Here is a 14,965-nt window from a genome sequence, read left to right as displayed (position 1 = left end):
CCACGAGGTACCTCCCCCGATGACCAGAAGTGAACGGCTGGGCGCGCTCGTCGACGCCATCGGCACGGCGGTGCGAGGGAAGCGGGAGGTGGTCGAGCACCTCGTCGTCTGCCTCCTGGCCGAGGGCCATGTGCTCATCGAGGACGTGCCCGGCGTGGGCAAGACCACCGCCGCCCGGGCGCTGGCCGCCACCGTCGGCGGGTCGTGGTCGCGCATCCAGTTCACCCCCGACCTGCTGCCCTCCGACGTCACCGGCGTGACGATCTTCAACCAGCAGAGCAACGGCTTCGAGTTCCACGAGGGCTCGATCTTCGCCAACATCGTCATCGCCGACGAGATCAACCGGGCCTCGCCCAAGACCCAGTCGGCGCTGCTCGAGGTCATGGAGGAGCGCCAGGTGTCGGTGGACGGCGTGCCCCGCCCCGTGCCGCGGCCGTTCCTGGTGGTGGCCACCCAGAACCCGGTGGAGATGGACGGCACCTACCGGCTGCCCGAGGCCCAGCTCGACCGGTTCCTGATGAAGGTGCGGGTGGGCTACCCCGACCACGCCACCGAGATCGACATCGTGGCCGGCGCCCAGGCGTCGAGCACGCTCGGGCGGCTGCAGCCGGTGCTGAGCACCGACGACGTGGCCGAGCTGATCCTGACCGCCGCCGAGGTCCACGTGGCCCCGGCCGTGCAGGACTACATCGTGCGCCTGGTGGCCGCCACCCGCGAGGACGGCGACGTGCTGCTGGGATCGAGCCCCCGGGGCAGCGTGGCCCTGGTGAAGGCGGCCCGGGCCGTGGCGCTGCTCGACGGCCGGACCTACGTGGTCCCCGAGGACGTGCAGAACCTGGCCGTCCCCGTCCTGGCCCACCGGCTGATTCTGGCGCCCGAGGCCGAGCTGCGCGGCGCCAAGGCGGCCGAGGTCGTCGCCGCCATCCTGGGCCGGGTGCCGGTGCCCGTCGATGGCGGCTGAGGCCTCCACCCGCAGCGGCGGCCTGCTGACGCGCCGGGGCTGGGGCGTGCTGGCGGCGAGCGCCGTGCTGGCCGTCCCGGCCGGCCTGGTCGGCTCCCGCGAGCTGGCCACCGTGGTGGCCTGCGGCCTCGTCGCCGTCGCGCTGGCCGTGCTGTGGGTCTTCCGCAAGCCCCGGCTCGAGGTGACCCGCGAGATCTACCCCCACCGGGTGGCGCGCGACGTCGACGCCATCGCACGGGTGTCGGTGGCCAACCGGGCCGTGCTGCCGTCGACGCCGGCGGTGGGCCTGGACCCGTGCGGCGACGTCGTCAGCGAGATCCCCCTGCCCCGCCTCGCCCCGGGGCGGGTGCGGGCCCGGACCTACGAGCTCCCCACCGGCCGCCGGGGTCGGTTCACCGTCGGCCCGCTGCGCATCGCCCGCGTCGATCCGCTGGGCCTCGCGCACCGCGTGCAGCTCCAGGGCGGCACCGAGACGCTGTGGGTCCACCCCCGCCAGCACCTCGTCAGCACCGTGGGCGGCGGGCGGGTGCGCCGCCTCGACGGCCCCGAGGTCGACCGCCTGCCGCACGGGACGATCACCTTCCACGCCCTGCGGGAGTACGTGCGGGGCGACGACCTGCGCCACGTCCACTGGCGCACCTCGGCCCGCATCGGCCAGCTGATGGTGCGCGAGCACATCGACGTCAGCGTCCCGGTCATCACCCTCTTCGTCGACAACCGCGCCTCGGTGCACGACGCCGCCTCCTTCGAAGACGCCTTGGAGGTCGTGGCCTCCCTGCTCGCGGCGGCGGCACGGGAGCGCTACGCCTGCGTCGTGCTGGCCGCCTCCGGCGAGCGGGTGGGGGGCAGCGCCCACGTCGGGGAGACCGGCACCTCGCTGGACCTCCTGGCCGCCCTGCAGCTCACCGACGCCCCCCTCGACGACGCCGTCGCCACGCTCACCCGCGAGCCGGCCCGCGACACGCTGGTGATCGCCACCGGCCACCCGACGCTCGGCGACCTGGCGCCGCTGGTCGGCTTGCGCCGGCAGTACCCGCGCACGGTGGTCGTCGCGGTCAACGGCGACCAGCCGCTCGCCCTCGGTGTGCCGGGCATCGAGGTGGTCACCGCCGCCGACGGTGCGGCGGCCGTCCACCAGTGGAACGTCGGGGTGCGGCGATGACCGCAGCGACCGGGCCGTCGACCACGGCTGAAGGCGCCAGCCGGCGCACCCCGCTCGGCTGGGGCGGGCTGGACCTCCGCTCGCTGCTCGCCGCCCTCGTGGTGGTCGTGCTCGCCGCCGTCGCCGGGCTGGAGCTGCGCCGGCTCTTCGGGTGGTCGACCCTGCTCGCCCCGGTCCTGACCGCGGCGCTGGCCGGTGCCGCCGGCCCGCTGGTGGTGCGGTGGCGACGCTGGCCCGCCGTGGTCGGACCGGTGGCCTCGCTCGTCCTCGGCCTGCTGGTCGCGGGCGCCACGGTGCCCGACGCGGGCGCCGTCGGGCGGGTGCTGCCCGGCCCGACGTTCCTGCGCACCGTCGGCGACGCCGCGGTGAACGGGTGGGCCCAGATCACGAGCAGCGGCATCCCCGCGCCGCCGCGACCCTCGATGGTGCTGGTGGCCCCGCTCCTGACCTGGGCGGCAGCCTGGCTGGGCACCGAGGTGGTGCTGCGGGTGCGGGCTCGCGGCCTGGCGGCGCTGCCGGCGGCGGCCGCCCTGGTGGGGGCGTCGGTCCTGGTGGTGCCGGCCGGTGGCTCGCGCATCCCGGCCGCGGTGCTCCTGGCGCTCGGCGCCGGCGTGCTGGTGGTGCTGAGCCCGGCCGACGACGAGGTCGAGCGCCGGGCTCCGGCGCTGCGCCCGGCCCGTGCCGCGGCCATGGGGGTCGCCGTCGTGCTGCTCGGCGTGCTGCTGGCGCCGCACCTCCCCTGGGTGGGCGACGCCACCACCAAGGACCCCCGTCCCGACGATCCTGCGCCGGAGGCGCAGATCACGCCGGTCAACCCCCTCGCCCTGCTCGCCGGCTGGGCGGCTCAACCCAAGCCGGTCATCGCGCGTGCGCAGCGACCGCCCGGCGCCGCTGCGCCTGATGGTCCTGGATCGCTTCGACGGTCGGTCGTGGTCGGCGGCCACCACCCTGCAGGAGGCCGGCTCCACGTTGCCGCCCGAACGCCCCGGCGGCCGGGCGGTGGGCACCTCGGTGACCCAGGACGTGACCCTGGTCGACCTGCCCGGCTCGTTCCTGCCCGCACCCGACCGCCCGGTGGCCTACGACGGACCGGCGGCCTGGTGGGACGCACGCCACGGCGTGCTCTACCGCCAGCGCTCGACGGTGGCCAAGGGCACCATCCGCTACGAGGTGCGCTCCGTGGTGCCGGTGCTGCCCGAGCAGGTGGGCCGCCGCGACGTCGACGACACCGACGCCGCCACCCTGGCCGCGCCCGGGGCGCCGGCCCGCCTCGCCTCGCTGGCGCTCGAGGCCACCCCCTCGGGGACGACGGCGTACGCCCGGGCGCTGCTGCTGGAGCAGTTCGTGCGCGATCGGGCCGTGTTCGACCCCGACGCCGCCCCGGGCTCGTCGTGGCGCTCCCTCGAGTTCTTCCTCACCGCGTCCACCGACGCCGGCGGTCGTCGCGGCACCTCGGAGCAGTTCGCCACCGCGTTCGCCGCCCTGGCCAGGCTGCAGGGCCTGCCCGCCCGCGTCGTGGTGGGCGCCCGTCCCGCCTCCGATGCGAAGGGCGGTACCTGGACCATCCGGGCCGGCGACCTCGAGGCCTGGCCCGAGGTGCGCTTCGAGGGCATCGGCTGGGTGCCGTTCGACCCGACGCCGGACCAGCGCTCGACCGAGCCGCCCACCACCACGACCACCGCGCCCACCACCACCTCGCCCGACCTGCCGCCCCAGCAGACCACGCCGGACCGCACCAAGGTCGGGCCCGGCAAGCAGGACGGCAAGCCGGGCGGCGGCTCGGCACCGACCCTGGCGGACCGGCTCGGCGACCTCGCGGTGCCGGCGCTGGTCGTGGTCCTCGCCCTCGTCCTGGTGCTGCCGCTCGCCGTGGCGCTGGCCAAGCTGGTGCGTCGGGCCCGGCGCCGCCGCTCGGGTGGCGACGGGGCCCTGGCGATGGCGGCGTGGGCCGACGTCGTCGACCAGCTCCGCAGCCGCGGCGTGGTCGTCGACCAGACCGCCAGCCGGCGCGTGGTGGCCCGACGGGCCGAGCCGGTGGTGGGCGCCCCGGCCGCCGCCAAGGTGGAGCAGCTGGCCCGGTTGGCCAACGCCGTCACGTTCAGCGGGGCCGAGGCGCCGGTCGGGCTGGGCCCCCGGGCGTGGGCGCTGGCCGACGAGGTGCGTGCCGCGGCGGCGGCCGGGCAGCCCTGGTGGCGGCGGGCCGCTCGCCTCGCCGACCCCCGCACCCTGCGCCGGCCCCGACCCGACGCCCCCGCGGTCCCGCTCCGGGGGACGCAGGTGCAGCCCGCCGGGTGAGGCGTCAGCCGGTGGTGGTCGTGGTGGCCTTGGGCTTGGCGGTCGTGGTGGTGGGAGCCTCGATCTCGGCGCCGCGGATGCACGCCGGCTCGCTCTGGACGTTGGTGATGCCCGCGCCGCCGGCTCCCGGGAAGATCATGCTGACCACGAAGCAGTAGCCGAGGTCGGGATCGAGGTCCTCGGCCACGAAGCTGGTCTGGCCGTCGTCGAGGGCGGTGGCCTTCCGGTTGCCCTCTTCGTCGAGGACGAGGACGCCGGGCGTGCCCGCCCCCTTGGTGGTGTCGGTCCACGTGATGGTGGCCTTGGTCCCCTGGTCGTCGACCTCCACGTCCTTCGGCGTCCCCGGGCTGCCCTTGGGCAGGGTGGGCACCACCGGTGGCGCTGCGGTGGTGGTGGGCGGGGTGTCGCCGCCGTCGCCGGAGAGGGCGGCTCCGGCGACGACCGCGAGGACGAGCAGCAGCACGAGCCCGCCCACCACGAAGGGCCACCGGGCCCGGCGCGCCGCCGCCCCGGAGCGCACCTCGACGGGGTCCGGCGCGGTGCCGGCGGCCCGGGTGAGCGACAGGTCGCCCCGGTCGCCGAGCGGGCCGGCCTCCGGTGGCGGGGGCGCGCTGCCGGTCGCCGCCGAGGCCGAGGCCGATGGAGCGGGGGCGGCGACGAGGGGTGCGGCGGCGGCGGTGGTGGCGCGCTCGCGGCGCGGTGCTGCCGAGGTCCGGCGCGGTCCCGGCGGGGTCGGCCGCGAGCGGCGGGGGCAGGGTGGCGGCGGGGTCGAAGCCGCTCGGTGCCGGCGCGGGAGCGGCGGCCGGGGGCGTGCTGCCGGTGCGGGCAGCCTCGCTGGCCGCGAACCCGGTGGAGCCGAGCAGCCGCAGCTGGTCCCGGAAGGCGGTGGCGGTGGCGGTGCGCTGGTGGGGCTCGCGGGCGAGGGCGGCGAGGATGATCTCGGCCAGCTCGGGATCGGTGCCGGCCGGCAGGGCCCGGGGGGCCTCGGTGAGGACGCGGCGCTGGAACGCCAGCAGCGTCTCGCCGGGAGGCCCGGCGAACGGCGGCCGCCCGTCGAGGAGCGTGAAGAGGGTGGACGCCAGCGAGTACACGTCCGCCGCCTCGGTGGGCGGGTGGTCGAGCAGGACCTCCGGGGCGGCGTGCCACGGGGTGAACTGGCTGAACGACGACGTGCGGTCGAGCTGGTCGGCGGGGCGGGCGATGCCGAAGTCGCTCAACGCCGGGCCGAAGCCCGAGAGCAGGATGTTCTCCGGCTTCACGTCGCGGTGCAGGACGCCGGCGTGGTGGGCGGCGGCCAGGGCGTCGGCGATGGAGGCGCCGGCGCGGATGGCGTCGGCCTCGGCGAACGTGCCGTAGCGGGCCAACCAGTCGCCGGCCGAGCCCCGCTCGAAGAGCTCCATGGCCAGGTAGGGCCGGCCGTCGGTGGTCTGGCCGGCGTCGAGCACCTGGACGATGTGGGGGTGGCTGCCGAGCCGGACGGTGATCTCCAGCTCGCGGTCGAACCGGCGGCGGGCGTCGCGGTCGTCGGGAGCGGCGTCGAGGACCTTGAGGGCGACCTCGCGGTTCATCCGCTGCTGCCGTGCCCGGTACACCCGGCCCGACGCCCCCCGCCCGATCTCGGCCAGGTCCTCGTAGCCGGTGACCGGGCTGGCGCCGGGCTGGTGCGAGGCGCCTCGACCCGTCCCCCGGCCGCGCGGCGGCTCGTCGGGACTCACGATCCACCCGGCCCGAGACGGGGCGCGCCGCGATGGGCGGAGCTCCGGCCGGTGGTCCGGCCGCCGGGAGCGCACGGTCGATCGTGCATGCGGGGGGTCATGGACGGGGCGAGCCTACGGCCACCGGACCACGCCATCGCACCGCCGGGGCGCACCCCGCTGGTCAGTGGGCCCGGCCCCACCGGGTGAACCAGGCGAGGGGCTCGAACACCGACCGGATGGCGGCGTCGGGCCCCAGGTGGGAGAGCAGCACCTGGTCCTCGGTGGCTCCGGGGCGGGCCTGCCAGGTCCAGCCGTCGCGCCCGACCCAGTGCTGCCCGTGGGCCAGCGCCGTGCGGTGGTCGTCGAGGGTGGCGATCGATTGCGAGGTGACGGCCAGGACCGGCGGCGCCAACCCGTCGACCAGGTCCTCGGCCAGGTCGCGGTCCCAGCCCTCGGCCACCAGCACCTCCACCGCTCCCCGGCCGGCGAGCTCACCCGACGCAACCCGTTCGACGAGGGTGCGGGGGAGGCGGGCGCTGCGGCCCGAGCCCGGCGGGTCGGCCGGTGGCCGGTCGGCCGGCGCCAACCGGGGGACGGCCGTCGCCAGGTCGAGCAGCAAGCTGCCGACGAGGAGGGCGCCGGCCTCGGCCACCCGCAGCTCGTAGGTCCCGGCCACCGCCACCGTGTGGGCGACGACGAAGCGGTCGCCGTCGACGGGCGCCACGTAGGCGGTCCAAGGCTCGCCACCGTGCTCGACGACCTGGAACAGGCCCTGGGGGAGGGCGGCGAACGCCGGGCGCAGCAGCTCCCGGGCCCTCGCTGCCGAGGCCGCGTCGTCGCCGGGCCCGGCCTGGCCGGCGACGGTGGCGGCCAGGGAGCCGCGCCCGCCGTCGTACCAGTTGAGGCGCTCGAAGCCGTCGATGCCGGCCAGGGCGGCCAGGGCGCTCCCGCCCACGGTGGTCCAGGGAGCAGCCTTGGCCCAGCGATCGCCGAGGCGGCGCCGGGAGATCGGGGGGGCGGGAGGTCATCGGGCGGGTCCTTCTGGCGACGAGCGCGGAGGCAGGCCTCTGCACCGGGCGGCGACGGGGGGATCGAACGGCCGTGCGGCCGCCTACCCAGAAGTGGGGAGGGGGAAACGCCAGCCGTCTGGGGGACGCAGGGGTCCCGATACGGTGTACCGGTGCTGCTGGCCGAGCTCGAGGTGTTCCACTCCCGGCCCATCGCGCCCACCCGGCGGGTGGCCCTCGGGGTGACCGTCCTGCCCACCTCGCCGGCGCCCGGGTTCGGGGGCCTGCTGCTCGGCGGCATCGTTGCCGCCTTCGTCGAGGAGGTCGATCCCGAGCTGCTCGACGACCTCACCCGGCTCACCCACCAGCTCGAGGCCGGCCAGCGGATCCCGCAGCCCCGCCTGCGCCACCGCTTCCAGGACGACCGCGTGGGCCTCACCGCCCACCGCCACCGGCTGCTCGGCGACGGCGAGCAGCTCACGTTCGACCTGGGCAAGGGCCTGGCCGAGCCCAACGTGCTGGGGGCGGTCTACGCCGCGTCCCGCGTCGACCAGGAGCACCGGCCGGCCATGTTCGCCGCCATCCGCCGCGGGCTGCGCTGGCGGGGCGAGATCGGCCCCCAGCTCGTCGAGCACCTCAGCGACTCCCGGGTCACCACGGGCTGGGCCACGCTCGGCGGGCGCGACCCGGTGGTGTGGGCGCTCGGCATCCTCGGCCTGACGCCCGACGGCCAGCAGCACGACGAGGTGCAGAAGCGCTTCCGCACCCTGCTGATGGCCGCCCACCCCGACCACGGCGGCGCCGCCGAGGGCGCGGCCCAGCGCATCAGCGACCTCACCGAGGCACGCCGCATCCTGCTCCACGGCTAGTCGCTAGGTTCGCCGGATGCGCCCGAAGCCCGGCCGACCCGAAGGCCTCCTGCTCACGCCCGGCGCGGGCAGCGGCCGCGACCACCACACCCTGGTCGCCCTGGACGAGGCCGTGGCGCCCCTGCCCGTGGCCCGGGTCGACTTCCCGTACCGCAAGGAGGGCCGCAAGGCGCCCGACCGCGCCCCGAAGCTCATCGCCTCGCTGGTGGCCGACGCCGAGGCCTTCGCCGCGTCGACGCCGCTCGCGCCCGAGGGGCTGGTGCTGGGCGGCCGGTCCATGGGCGGGCGCATCTGCTCGATGGCGGTGGCCGAGGGCCTGCCCGCGGCCGGACTGGTGCTGCTCAGCTACCCGCTGCACCCGCCGGGCAAGCCGGAGAAGCTGCGCATCGACCACCTGCCCGACCTGCACGTGCCGTGCCTGTTCATCTCCGGCACCCGGGACGCGTTCGGCTCCCCGGCCGAGCTCGAGGAGCACACCGCCGCCATCGGTGGCCCGGTCACCCACCACTGGCTGGAGGGCAAGGCCCACGACGTGAAGGGCGCCGACGACGAGATCTGCGCCGTCGTCGTGGCGTGGCTGGCCGACCTGCCGGCCCGCCCGCCCACCCGGCGCTGACCGGGCCGGGCCGGGCCGCGCCGCTCAGCCCAGCGGCGGCAGGGGCAGCGGGACGTCCTCGGGGTTGAGCTCCTCGAGCTCGAGGTGCGCGGTCTCCGGGTAGAAGGCCACCACCAGGCCCACCACGACCACCGGGCCCAGGCCGAGCAGGGCGATGGCGGGGCCGTAGCGCCCGAAGTGGTCGGCCAGGCGACCGCCCAGCACCAGGCCCACCGCGCTGCCCGCCACCCCGGCCAGCGAGATGACGCCGTTGGCCTTGGCCCGCAGGCCGGTGGGGAACAGCTCGGGGCCGTACACGGCGAGGGCGGGGACGGTCAGGGCGGCGATGATGGAGCCCACGACGCCCACCACCCAGAGGGCGGGCCCGCCGAGCTGGTAGCCGAGCGCCATCAGCCCGGCCCCGCCGAGCGTGCCCACCACCCCCACGAGCCGGCGGCCGTGGGTGTCGGCCAGGCGGCCGCCCACCACCACGCCGATGCCGGCCGGCGTGCCCGTGAGCAGCGTGAACGCGGTGATCATCGGCGCGCTGAAGCCGTGCTCGGTGCGCAGGAAGTCGTTCTGGAACTGCGTGTTCGGGGCGTAGAAGAGCAGGCCGAAGAAGGCGGTGCCGCAGAGCAGCGCCAGCCGGGCCCGGTGGCCGGCGAAGCGGGCGCGGGCGTGGGGCCGGGCGAAGCGCCGGCTCTCCGGGAGCCGGTCGCCGACGCGCAGGAACCACGGCAGCACCAGCAGCGGCACCACGTAGATGACCCGCCAGGCGGGAACCGCGAGGCCGGCGAGCGACTGGAGCATCACGGCCACGCCGGCGCCGAGGGCGCCGGTCATGGCCAGCACGCTCACCGCGTAGGCCCGGCCGCCGGCCGGCATCTCCTCGGCGGCCACCACGGCGATGAGCAGGCCCATGGCCGTGGAGAAGGCCCGGGAGAACGTCTGCGTGGTGCCGAGCACCCAGAGGTTCGGCGCCAGCGCACCCAGCGCTGCGGCGGTCGCCCCGCCGACGGCGCTCCACACCAGGAGGCGCTTGCGGCCGTGGCGGTCGGCCAGGCCCATGAGCACCAGCGAGAGCAGCACGCCCACCCGCACGGCGGCGAGCGTGGTGCCCTGGCCGCTCTTGCTGGCCCCGAACTCGTCGGCCGCGTAGGTGATGGTCTGGGTGATGACCGTGCCGAGGTAGCCGGCCAGCAGCGACAGCCCGCAGAGGCGGCTGAGGACCTGCGCCGAGCGGGCGTCGAAGCGGGCCGGGGGCGACCACCACGGCGCCCGGGCCGCGGCGGCCCCGGGCTCGGGCGGTGGCGGGGCCTCGGTGCGGTGCAGCAGGCGACGCACCAGGGGGCGGAACAGCCCGCCCCAGATCGGGATGGCCAGCTCCCAGCGCACGGTCTCGGTGACCAGGTGGCGGCCCTCGGCGCCGCTCGGCGCCGGCGCCACCACGACGGTCCGCTCGTACCGGTCGAAGGGGCCCTGGGCGCAGCCGAAGCGGTCGGGCCCGTCGGCGACCTCGAGGAGCAGGTCGTCGCGCGGGGTGCGGACGGCGGCCAGGCCGACGTCGTCGACCTCGTACTCGCTGGTGGTCTCGCGCAAGGGGGGCCGCGGTCAGCGATCCGGCTCGACGGGCGCCTCGGGGGCCTCGTCCTCGAGCTTGGCGGCCCGGGCGTTGGCGATGCGGAGCAGGACCACGAACAGGGCGATGGGCAGGCCGATGAGCAGCATCTCGTCCCATCCGCCCTGGTGGGCCAGCACCCCCGTGAACCCGACCATGGGAGCAGCCTCCCAGACCGGGTGTGACGACGGCAACGCGGCGCCGGGAACACGGCGCGGCACCCCGTGGTTGTGCACCACGGGGTTCGCACCGCTCCAGAGGCGGGTGCGATGATGGCTCGTCCCCCCGAGGAGTCCCGTGCACGACAAGGTCAAGGCCACCATCGAGGTCATCCGCCCGGCCATCCAGGCCGACGGCGGGGACATCTTCCTGCGTGAGTTCGACGAGGCCACCGGGGTCGTCACCGTCGAGCTCACCGGGGCCTGCGTGTCGTGCCCGGCGTCCACCGTGACGCTGAAGGCCGGCGTCGAGCGCATCCTCAAGGACCGGGTCCCCGGGGTCACCGCCGTGTCGCAGTACGGCGTCGACGACATCTCCGAGACCACCGTCTCGCTCTAGGCCGTCGCCTAGCGTCGGGCCGGTGCCCGTCGCCTCCGACCGCCGCCGCTGACGTGGCCCCCAAGTCGACCCCTGACGAGCTGGTGCAGGCGGCGCGCACCGGTGATCGGGCCGCCGTGGCCCGCCTCCTGTCCATCGTCGAGCGGGGCGGCAGCGAAGCCCACCAGGTCGGGCGGGCCACCTACGCCCTGGCCGGCGCCGCCTACACCGTCGGGCTCACCGGGGCGCCCGGCGCCGGCAAGTCGACCCTGACCAGCGCCGTGGTGGCCCACGTCCGCCGCTCCGGCGAGCGGCTCTCGGTCCTGGCCATCGACCCGTCGTCGCCGTACACCGGCGGGGCCATCCTCGGCGACCGGGTGCGCATGGGCCAGCACGCCCTGGACGACGGGGTGTTCATCCGCTCCATGGCCACCCGCGGCCACCTTGGCGGGCTCGCGCTGGCCACCCCCGAGGCGGTTCGGGTCCTCGATGCCGCCGGGTTCCCCTGGGTGCTCATCGAGACCGTGGGCGTCGGCCAGGTGGAGGTCGAGGTGGCCGGCGCCGCCGACACCACGGTGGTGGTGGTGAACCCGGGCTGGGGCGACAGCGTGCAGGCCGCCAAGGCCGGCCTGATGGAGATCGCGGACGTCTTCGTGGTCAACAAGGCCGACCGGGCGGGCGCCGAGCAGACCGCCCACGACCTCGAGTCGATGATGGACCTGACCGACACCGGCCGGTGGCGCCCACCCGTGGTGCGGGCCGTCGGGACCACCGGCGAAGGGGCGGCGGAGGTCTGGGAGGCCATCGGCGCGCACCGCGCCCACCTGGAGGGCTCGGGCGAGCTGGGGGAGCGGCGCCGGGCGCGCGTCCAGGCCGAGCTCGACCTCATCCTCGAGCAGCGCCTCCGCGCCAAGGTCGAGTCGCTGCTCCAGCCGGGCGCCCGCGCCGCGGTCGATGCCGACGTCGCCGCCGGGCGGCTCGACCCGTGGTCGGCGGCCGACGAGATCCTCCACCCGCTCGACGCCTGAGCGCCGCCGGAGGTTGCACGGGACCCCGCAGGCGCCCGTAGGGTCCTGGCCCATGGCCGACAGCTCCCAAGCCCTGGTGACCATCGAGCGGCGGGACGACGGCGTCGCCGTGGTGACGCTGGAGAACCCCAAGGTCAACGCCCTCTCCTCGGAGGTGCTGCGCCAGCTGCGCTCGGCCGCCCAGTCCCTCACCGAGCAGCCGCCCGGCGCGGTCGTGATCACGGGTGGGCCACGCGTGTTCGCGGCGGGGGCCGACATCACCGAGTTCGCCGGGCCCGACGAGGCCCGGGCCATCGGCGGCCTGTTCCTCGACGCCCTCAACGCCGTGGCCGCCATCCCGCGCGCCACCATCGCCGCCGTCGCCGGCTTCGCCCTGGGTGGCGGCTGCGAGCTGGCCCTGGCGTGCGACTTCCGGGTGGCGACGCCCAAGACCCGCCTCGGCCAGCCCGAGATCCTGTTGGGCATCATCCCCGGCGGCGGTGGCACCCAGCGTCTGGCCCGCCTGGTCGGTCCGGCCAAGGCCAAGGACCTCGTCTTCTCGGGGCGCCAGGTGCGCGCCGACGAAGCCCTCGCCATGGGCCTCGTCGACCGCGTGGTCGAGGCCGAGGTGCTCCACGACGAGGCGCTGGCCTGGGCGGCCCAGCTGGCCAAGGGCGCGGTGGTGGCCCAAGGCCTGGCCAAGCAGGCCATCGACCTCGGCCTCGAGGGCACCCTGGCCGCCGGCCTCGACCTCGAGCAGCAGCTCTTCGTCGAGGTCTTCGGCACCGACGACGCCCGCATCGGCGTCGACTCCTTCAACGAGCACGGCCCCGGCCACGCCACCTTCACCGGCCGCTGAGCAGTCAGCGGCCTTCCGCCGCCGACCCGAGGTCCTGCGTCAGAACTGGCCCTGGCCCTCCGGGGGCAGCTCGCCCGACACCAGGAGCTTGCCGGCGCCGCTGATCGTGAACGTGACCACCCACGGCGCCTGGCTCGGGCAGCAGTTCGGGTCGCCCGCCGCGAAGTGGCCGTAGGTGACCACCACCTGCTCGCCGCTGGAGGCGTCGATGCTGATGGCCGTCCGCTCGGTCTTGGTGGCCGGGCCGAGGTACTGCCCGTTGCTGAAGAAGAAGACCTGCTCGGGGGCGGCCGCCGACATGGCGCCGGACGCTCGGGCGAGCACCGCGGTGAGCCGGGCCCGTGGGTCGTAGGTGCCGAGCTCGACGTCCCAGTCGCCCGTGGCCTTCACCTTGGCGGCGGCCTGCTCGGCCGTGAGCGGCACGTTCGATCCGCCGCCGCCGTTCGTCGTGCCTCCGGCTGCGGTGGTGGGTGGCGTGGTGGCTGCGGGTGCGGACGTGGCGGTCGGCGGGACGGTGGTGCTGGCCGGTGCCACCGTGGTGCTGGTGGCGACGACGGTCGTGGTGGTCGAGCCGGTCGACGTCGACGTGGTCCCCTTCGCCACGGTGGTGCTGGTGGCGCCCGCACCGTCGCTCCCGCCCCCGCTGGCCCCGCACCCCGCCAGCCCCAGCACCAGCGTGGCCGCCACCGCGACCGCCGCCCCAGCACGACGAGGGCGGGCAGTGCGGGCGAGGCGCAGCGTCATCGCCGCACCGTACCGACGCACCACGCCCCCGCTCGCCAGGGAAACCACGGATCCCGCCTTGTCCCCGGCGCGACGACGGCACCCCCCTGCGCCGCCCGGCCCGGCCCCCAGCCCCGTCTCCAGCAACTTGTGGGCCGAGACGGCCGAAAACGGCAGCGTGAGCCCACAAGTTCGTCGGGGTTGGTCAGCACACTGCGAACCTGTGGGCCGAGACTGCCGAAGACGGCAGCGAGAGCCCACAAGTTCCCGCGGTGCTGCGGGCTGGATCAGGCGGCGAGGACGGCTCGGAGGGCGGCCACGAAGCGGCGCGGGTCGGTCGTCAGCTGGCCCCAGGTCACACGGATGACCCGGAAGCCCGCTGCGGCCAGCTCGAGGTCGCGCCAGGCATCACCTTCGCGGTCGAGCAGGGCGGTGTGGTTCTTGCGACCGTCAGCCTCGATCACCACGCGCTCCTCGGTGAACACGAAGTCGACTCGACCGACGCGGTCCTCGAGGCCGCCCAGGTTGCGCTGGCGTACCGGCAGCGGAAGCCCGAACCGGTCGAGGACCTCGTTGAGCAGATCTTCGAGCTCGGACTCCGTCGCTGCGTAGCCCTCCCCCCGTTGTTCCATCAGCTCCCGCATCACGCGTGTGCCGCCTCGCCCTCTGCCGCCGAGCTCGTCGAGCACTGCGGTGAACCGGCGAGGCTCGACGCCGCCGGCGATCGCATCGTCCAGCGCTCGCGCGACCTGGTGTTGTCGCAGCGACGGGAGCCCGCGTCGCCACCGCTTGATCGACACCTGGCCGGCGAGGTCGAACACCGTGCGTTCGACGGTGGTGACGGGTATGCCGTCGACCTCGGTCCGATGGTGGGGTGGGAGCAGCAGCGAGCGATGCGCTGCTGCTCCACGAACGCGGTTCGAGTGGTGCTCGACCTCGACGAGGTCGATGTGTTCGGTGGCGAAGCGCCCGACGTGGTGGAGCCGTGCTGCGCTGCGGTGGCTCACGACCGATGCCGAACGCGCACTGAGCAGGGCGAGCCACAGCTCCTGCTGCCAGGTCCGGGGTGCACCAGCGAGGCGGAAGACATCAGGGTGCTCCACCGTGAGGAGCCCAGCCGTCACCTGCCGAGCGATGACCCGGTCGGCAAGGCCCGCCTCGGCGAGCTGGCGACGGTGGACCGTGCCGGCCTGGGATCCGGCGACGAGCAGCAGTTCGACGGTGTGACGCACGGGCGGATCCTCGGCAGCAGCGGATTCCTGGGTGCCGTTGCGCCGACGCCGAGCGTCGAAACATGCTGCCACAGCCAACCTCACATGTCACGAAGAATGCCGTGGAATCACTTTTCGGCATCCCGGAGAGCCGGTCGGCGCACTTCGAACTTGTGGGCCGAGGCTGCCGGAAACGGCGGTGTGGGCCCACAAGTTCGAGGTGGGTGGGGGAGGCGCTTGAAACTTGTGGGCTGAGGCTGCCGGAAGTGGCGGTGTGGGCCCACAAGTTCGAGGTGGGTGGGGGAGGCGCTTGGAACTTGTGGGCTGAGGCTGCCGGAAGTGGCGGTGTGGGCCCACAAGTTCGAGGTGGCCGGGGTCGGCTGGGGGCACTCGCGGCTTTGGGTCTGAGGGGCACACGCGCGCT

Annotated in this window: 14 protein-coding genes and 1 pseudogene; 8 read left to right on the top strand and 7 right to left on the bottom strand. The window is 75.6% G+C overall.

Features of this window, described 5'->3' with window-relative positions; all coding sequences use genetic code 11:
- Positions 1–19 precede the first annotated feature (19 nt).
- The 3 genes from KSP35_RS10395 to KSP35_RS10385 all read left to right on the top strand — a co-directional run bounded on the left by KSP35_RS10395 (position 20) and on the right by KSP35_RS10385 (position 4,418).
- Positions 20–961 carry a MoxR family ATPase gene (locus tag KSP35_RS10395; protein ID WP_217001542.1) on the top strand — a complete coding sequence of 314 codons (942 nt, stop codon included), beginning with the start codon at positions 20–22 and terminating at the stop codon, positions 959–961.
- Positions 951–2,123 (top strand): DUF58 domain-containing protein, encoded by a 1,173-nt coding sequence (locus tag KSP35_RS10390; RefSeq protein WP_217001540.1) that lies wholly within the window; start codon positions 951–953, stop codon positions 2,121–2,123. Before KSP35_RS10395 ends, KSP35_RS10390 begins: the two co-directional genes overlap by 11 nt.
- A gap of 867 nt (positions 2,124–2,990) precedes the next feature.
- Positions 2,991–4,418: a DUF3488 and transglutaminase-like domain-containing protein gene (locus tag KSP35_RS10385; protein WP_217001538.1), complete on the top strand. Its 1,428-nt coding sequence runs from the start codon at positions 2,991–2,993 to the stop codon at positions 4,416–4,418.
- 4 nt (positions 4,419–4,422) lie between these two features.
- On the opposite strand, the gene KSP35_RS10380 is transcribed toward KSP35_RS10385, so the two are convergent.
- From KSP35_RS10380 to KSP35_RS10370, 3 genes and pseudogenes are all read right to left on the bottom strand, one after another.
- Positions 4,423–4,938 carry a hypothetical protein gene (locus KSP35_RS10380; protein ID WP_217001536.1) on the bottom strand — a complete coding sequence of 172 codons (516 nt, stop codon included), beginning with the start codon at positions 4,936–4,938 and terminating at the stop codon, positions 4,423–4,425.
- A 418-nt stretch (positions 4,939–5,356) separates the two neighbouring features.
- Positions 5,357–6,010: pseudogene (locus tag KSP35_RS25795) on the bottom strand (serine/threonine-protein kinase); the annotation flags it as partial.
- A gap of 286 nt (positions 6,011–6,296) precedes the next feature.
- Positions 6,297–7,070: a hypothetical protein gene (locus KSP35_RS10370; RefSeq protein WP_217001534.1), complete on the bottom strand. Its 774-nt coding sequence runs from the start codon at positions 7,068–7,070 to the stop codon at positions 6,297–6,299.
- A gap of 225 nt (positions 7,071–7,295) precedes the next feature.
- On the opposite strand from KSP35_RS10370, the gene KSP35_RS10365 reads away from it, so the two are divergent.
- Both KSP35_RS10365 and KSP35_RS10360 read left to right on the top strand, forming a co-directional pair.
- On the top strand, positions 7,296–7,991 hold the full coding sequence (locus tag KSP35_RS10365) for a J domain-containing protein (RefSeq protein ID WP_217001533.1): 696 nt from the start codon (positions 7,296–7,298) through the stop codon (positions 7,989–7,991).
- A 16-nt stretch (positions 7,992–8,007) separates the two neighbouring features.
- Entirely contained in the window at positions 8,008–8,607 is a 600-nt protein-coding gene (locus tag KSP35_RS10360) for an alpha/beta family hydrolase (RefSeq protein ID WP_217001531.1), read from the top strand.
- A 24-nt stretch (positions 8,608–8,631) separates the two neighbouring features.
- Here the strand turns inward: KSP35_RS10360 and KSP35_RS10355 are convergent, their stop codons facing one another.
- Both KSP35_RS10355 and KSP35_RS10350 read right to left on the bottom strand, forming a co-directional pair.
- Complete coding sequence (locus KSP35_RS10355; protein ID WP_217001529.1) at positions 8,632–10,185, bottom strand: MFS transporter; 1,554 nt, start codon at positions 10,183–10,185, stop codon at positions 8,632–8,634.
- Between the two features lie 12 nt (positions 10,186–10,197).
- Positions 10,198–10,362, bottom strand: a complete 165-nt coding sequence (locus KSP35_RS10350) for a hypothetical protein (protein WP_217001526.1) — start codon at positions 10,360–10,362, stop codon at positions 10,198–10,200.
- Between the two features lie 139 nt (positions 10,363–10,501).
- Here KSP35_RS10350 and KSP35_RS10345 point away from each other — a divergent pair, with 139 nt between their 5' ends.
- From KSP35_RS10345 to KSP35_RS10335, 3 genes are read left to right on the top strand one after another with little or no spacing between them, the layout of a single operon-like run.
- Entirely contained in the window at positions 10,502–10,762 is a 261-nt protein-coding gene (locus KSP35_RS10345) for a NifU family protein (RefSeq protein ID WP_217001524.1), read from the top strand.
- A gap of 53 nt (positions 10,763–10,815) precedes the next feature.
- A complete protein-coding gene (meaB, locus tag KSP35_RS10340; RefSeq protein WP_217001522.1) occupies positions 10,816–11,769 on the top strand; it encodes a methylmalonyl Co-A mutase-associated GTPase MeaB in 954 nt (317 codons plus the stop codon).
- A 52-nt stretch (positions 11,770–11,821) separates the two neighbouring features.
- Positions 11,822–12,607 carry an enoyl-CoA hydratase/isomerase family protein gene (locus KSP35_RS10335; RefSeq protein WP_217001520.1) on the top strand — a complete coding sequence of 262 codons (786 nt, stop codon included), beginning with the start codon at positions 11,822–11,824 and terminating at the stop codon, positions 12,605–12,607.
- A 39-nt stretch (positions 12,608–12,646) separates the two neighbouring features.
- Here KSP35_RS10335 and KSP35_RS10330 read toward each other — a convergent pair whose 3' ends face one another.
- Positions 12,647–13,351 (bottom strand): LppP/LprE family lipoprotein, encoded by a 705-nt coding sequence (locus KSP35_RS10330; protein ID WP_217001518.1) that lies wholly within the window; start codon positions 13,349–13,351, stop codon positions 12,647–12,649.
- Between the two features lie 266 nt (positions 13,352–13,617).
- Positions 13,618–14,646: a DUF559 domain-containing protein gene (locus KSP35_RS10325; RefSeq protein ID WP_217001517.1), complete on the bottom strand. Its 1,029-nt coding sequence runs from the start codon at positions 14,644–14,646 to the stop codon at positions 13,618–13,620.
- Positions 14,647–14,965 lie beyond the last annotated feature (319 nt).

Origin of the sequence: Aquihabitans sp. G128 (assembly GCF_019048865.1) — a bacterium.
Taxonomy (GTDB): domain Bacteria; phylum Actinomycetota; class Acidimicrobiia; order Acidimicrobiales; family Iamiaceae; genus Aquihabitans.
This window is presented reverse-complemented; position numbering and strand designations above follow the sequence as displayed.

What these genes read in the sequence shown, in the direction of transcription:
- KSP35_RS10395 (WP_217001542.1), top strand. Translation starts at nt 20, where the DNA reads ATGACCAGAAGTGAACGGCTGGGCGCGCTCGTCGACGCCATCGGCACG.
- KSP35_RS10330 (WP_217001518.1), bottom strand. Translation starts at nt 13,351, where the DNA reads ATGACGCTGCGCCTCGCCCGCACTGCCCGCCCTCGTCGTGCTGGGGCG.
- KSP35_RS10350 (WP_217001526.1), bottom strand. Translation starts at nt 10,362, where the DNA reads ATGGTCGGGTTCACGGGGGTGCTGGCCCACCAGGGCGGATGGGACGAG.
- KSP35_RS10390 (WP_217001540.1), top strand. Translation starts at nt 951, where the DNA reads ATGGCGGCTGAGGCCTCCACCCGCAGCGGCGGCCTGCTGACGCGCCGG.
- KSP35_RS10335 (WP_217001520.1), top strand. Translation starts at nt 11,822, where the DNA reads ATGGCCGACAGCTCCCAAGCCCTGGTGACCATCGAGCGGCGGGACGAC.
- KSP35_RS10360 (WP_217001531.1), top strand. Translation starts at nt 8,008, where the DNA reads ATGCGCCCGAAGCCCGGCCGACCCGAAGGCCTCCTGCTCACGCCCGGC.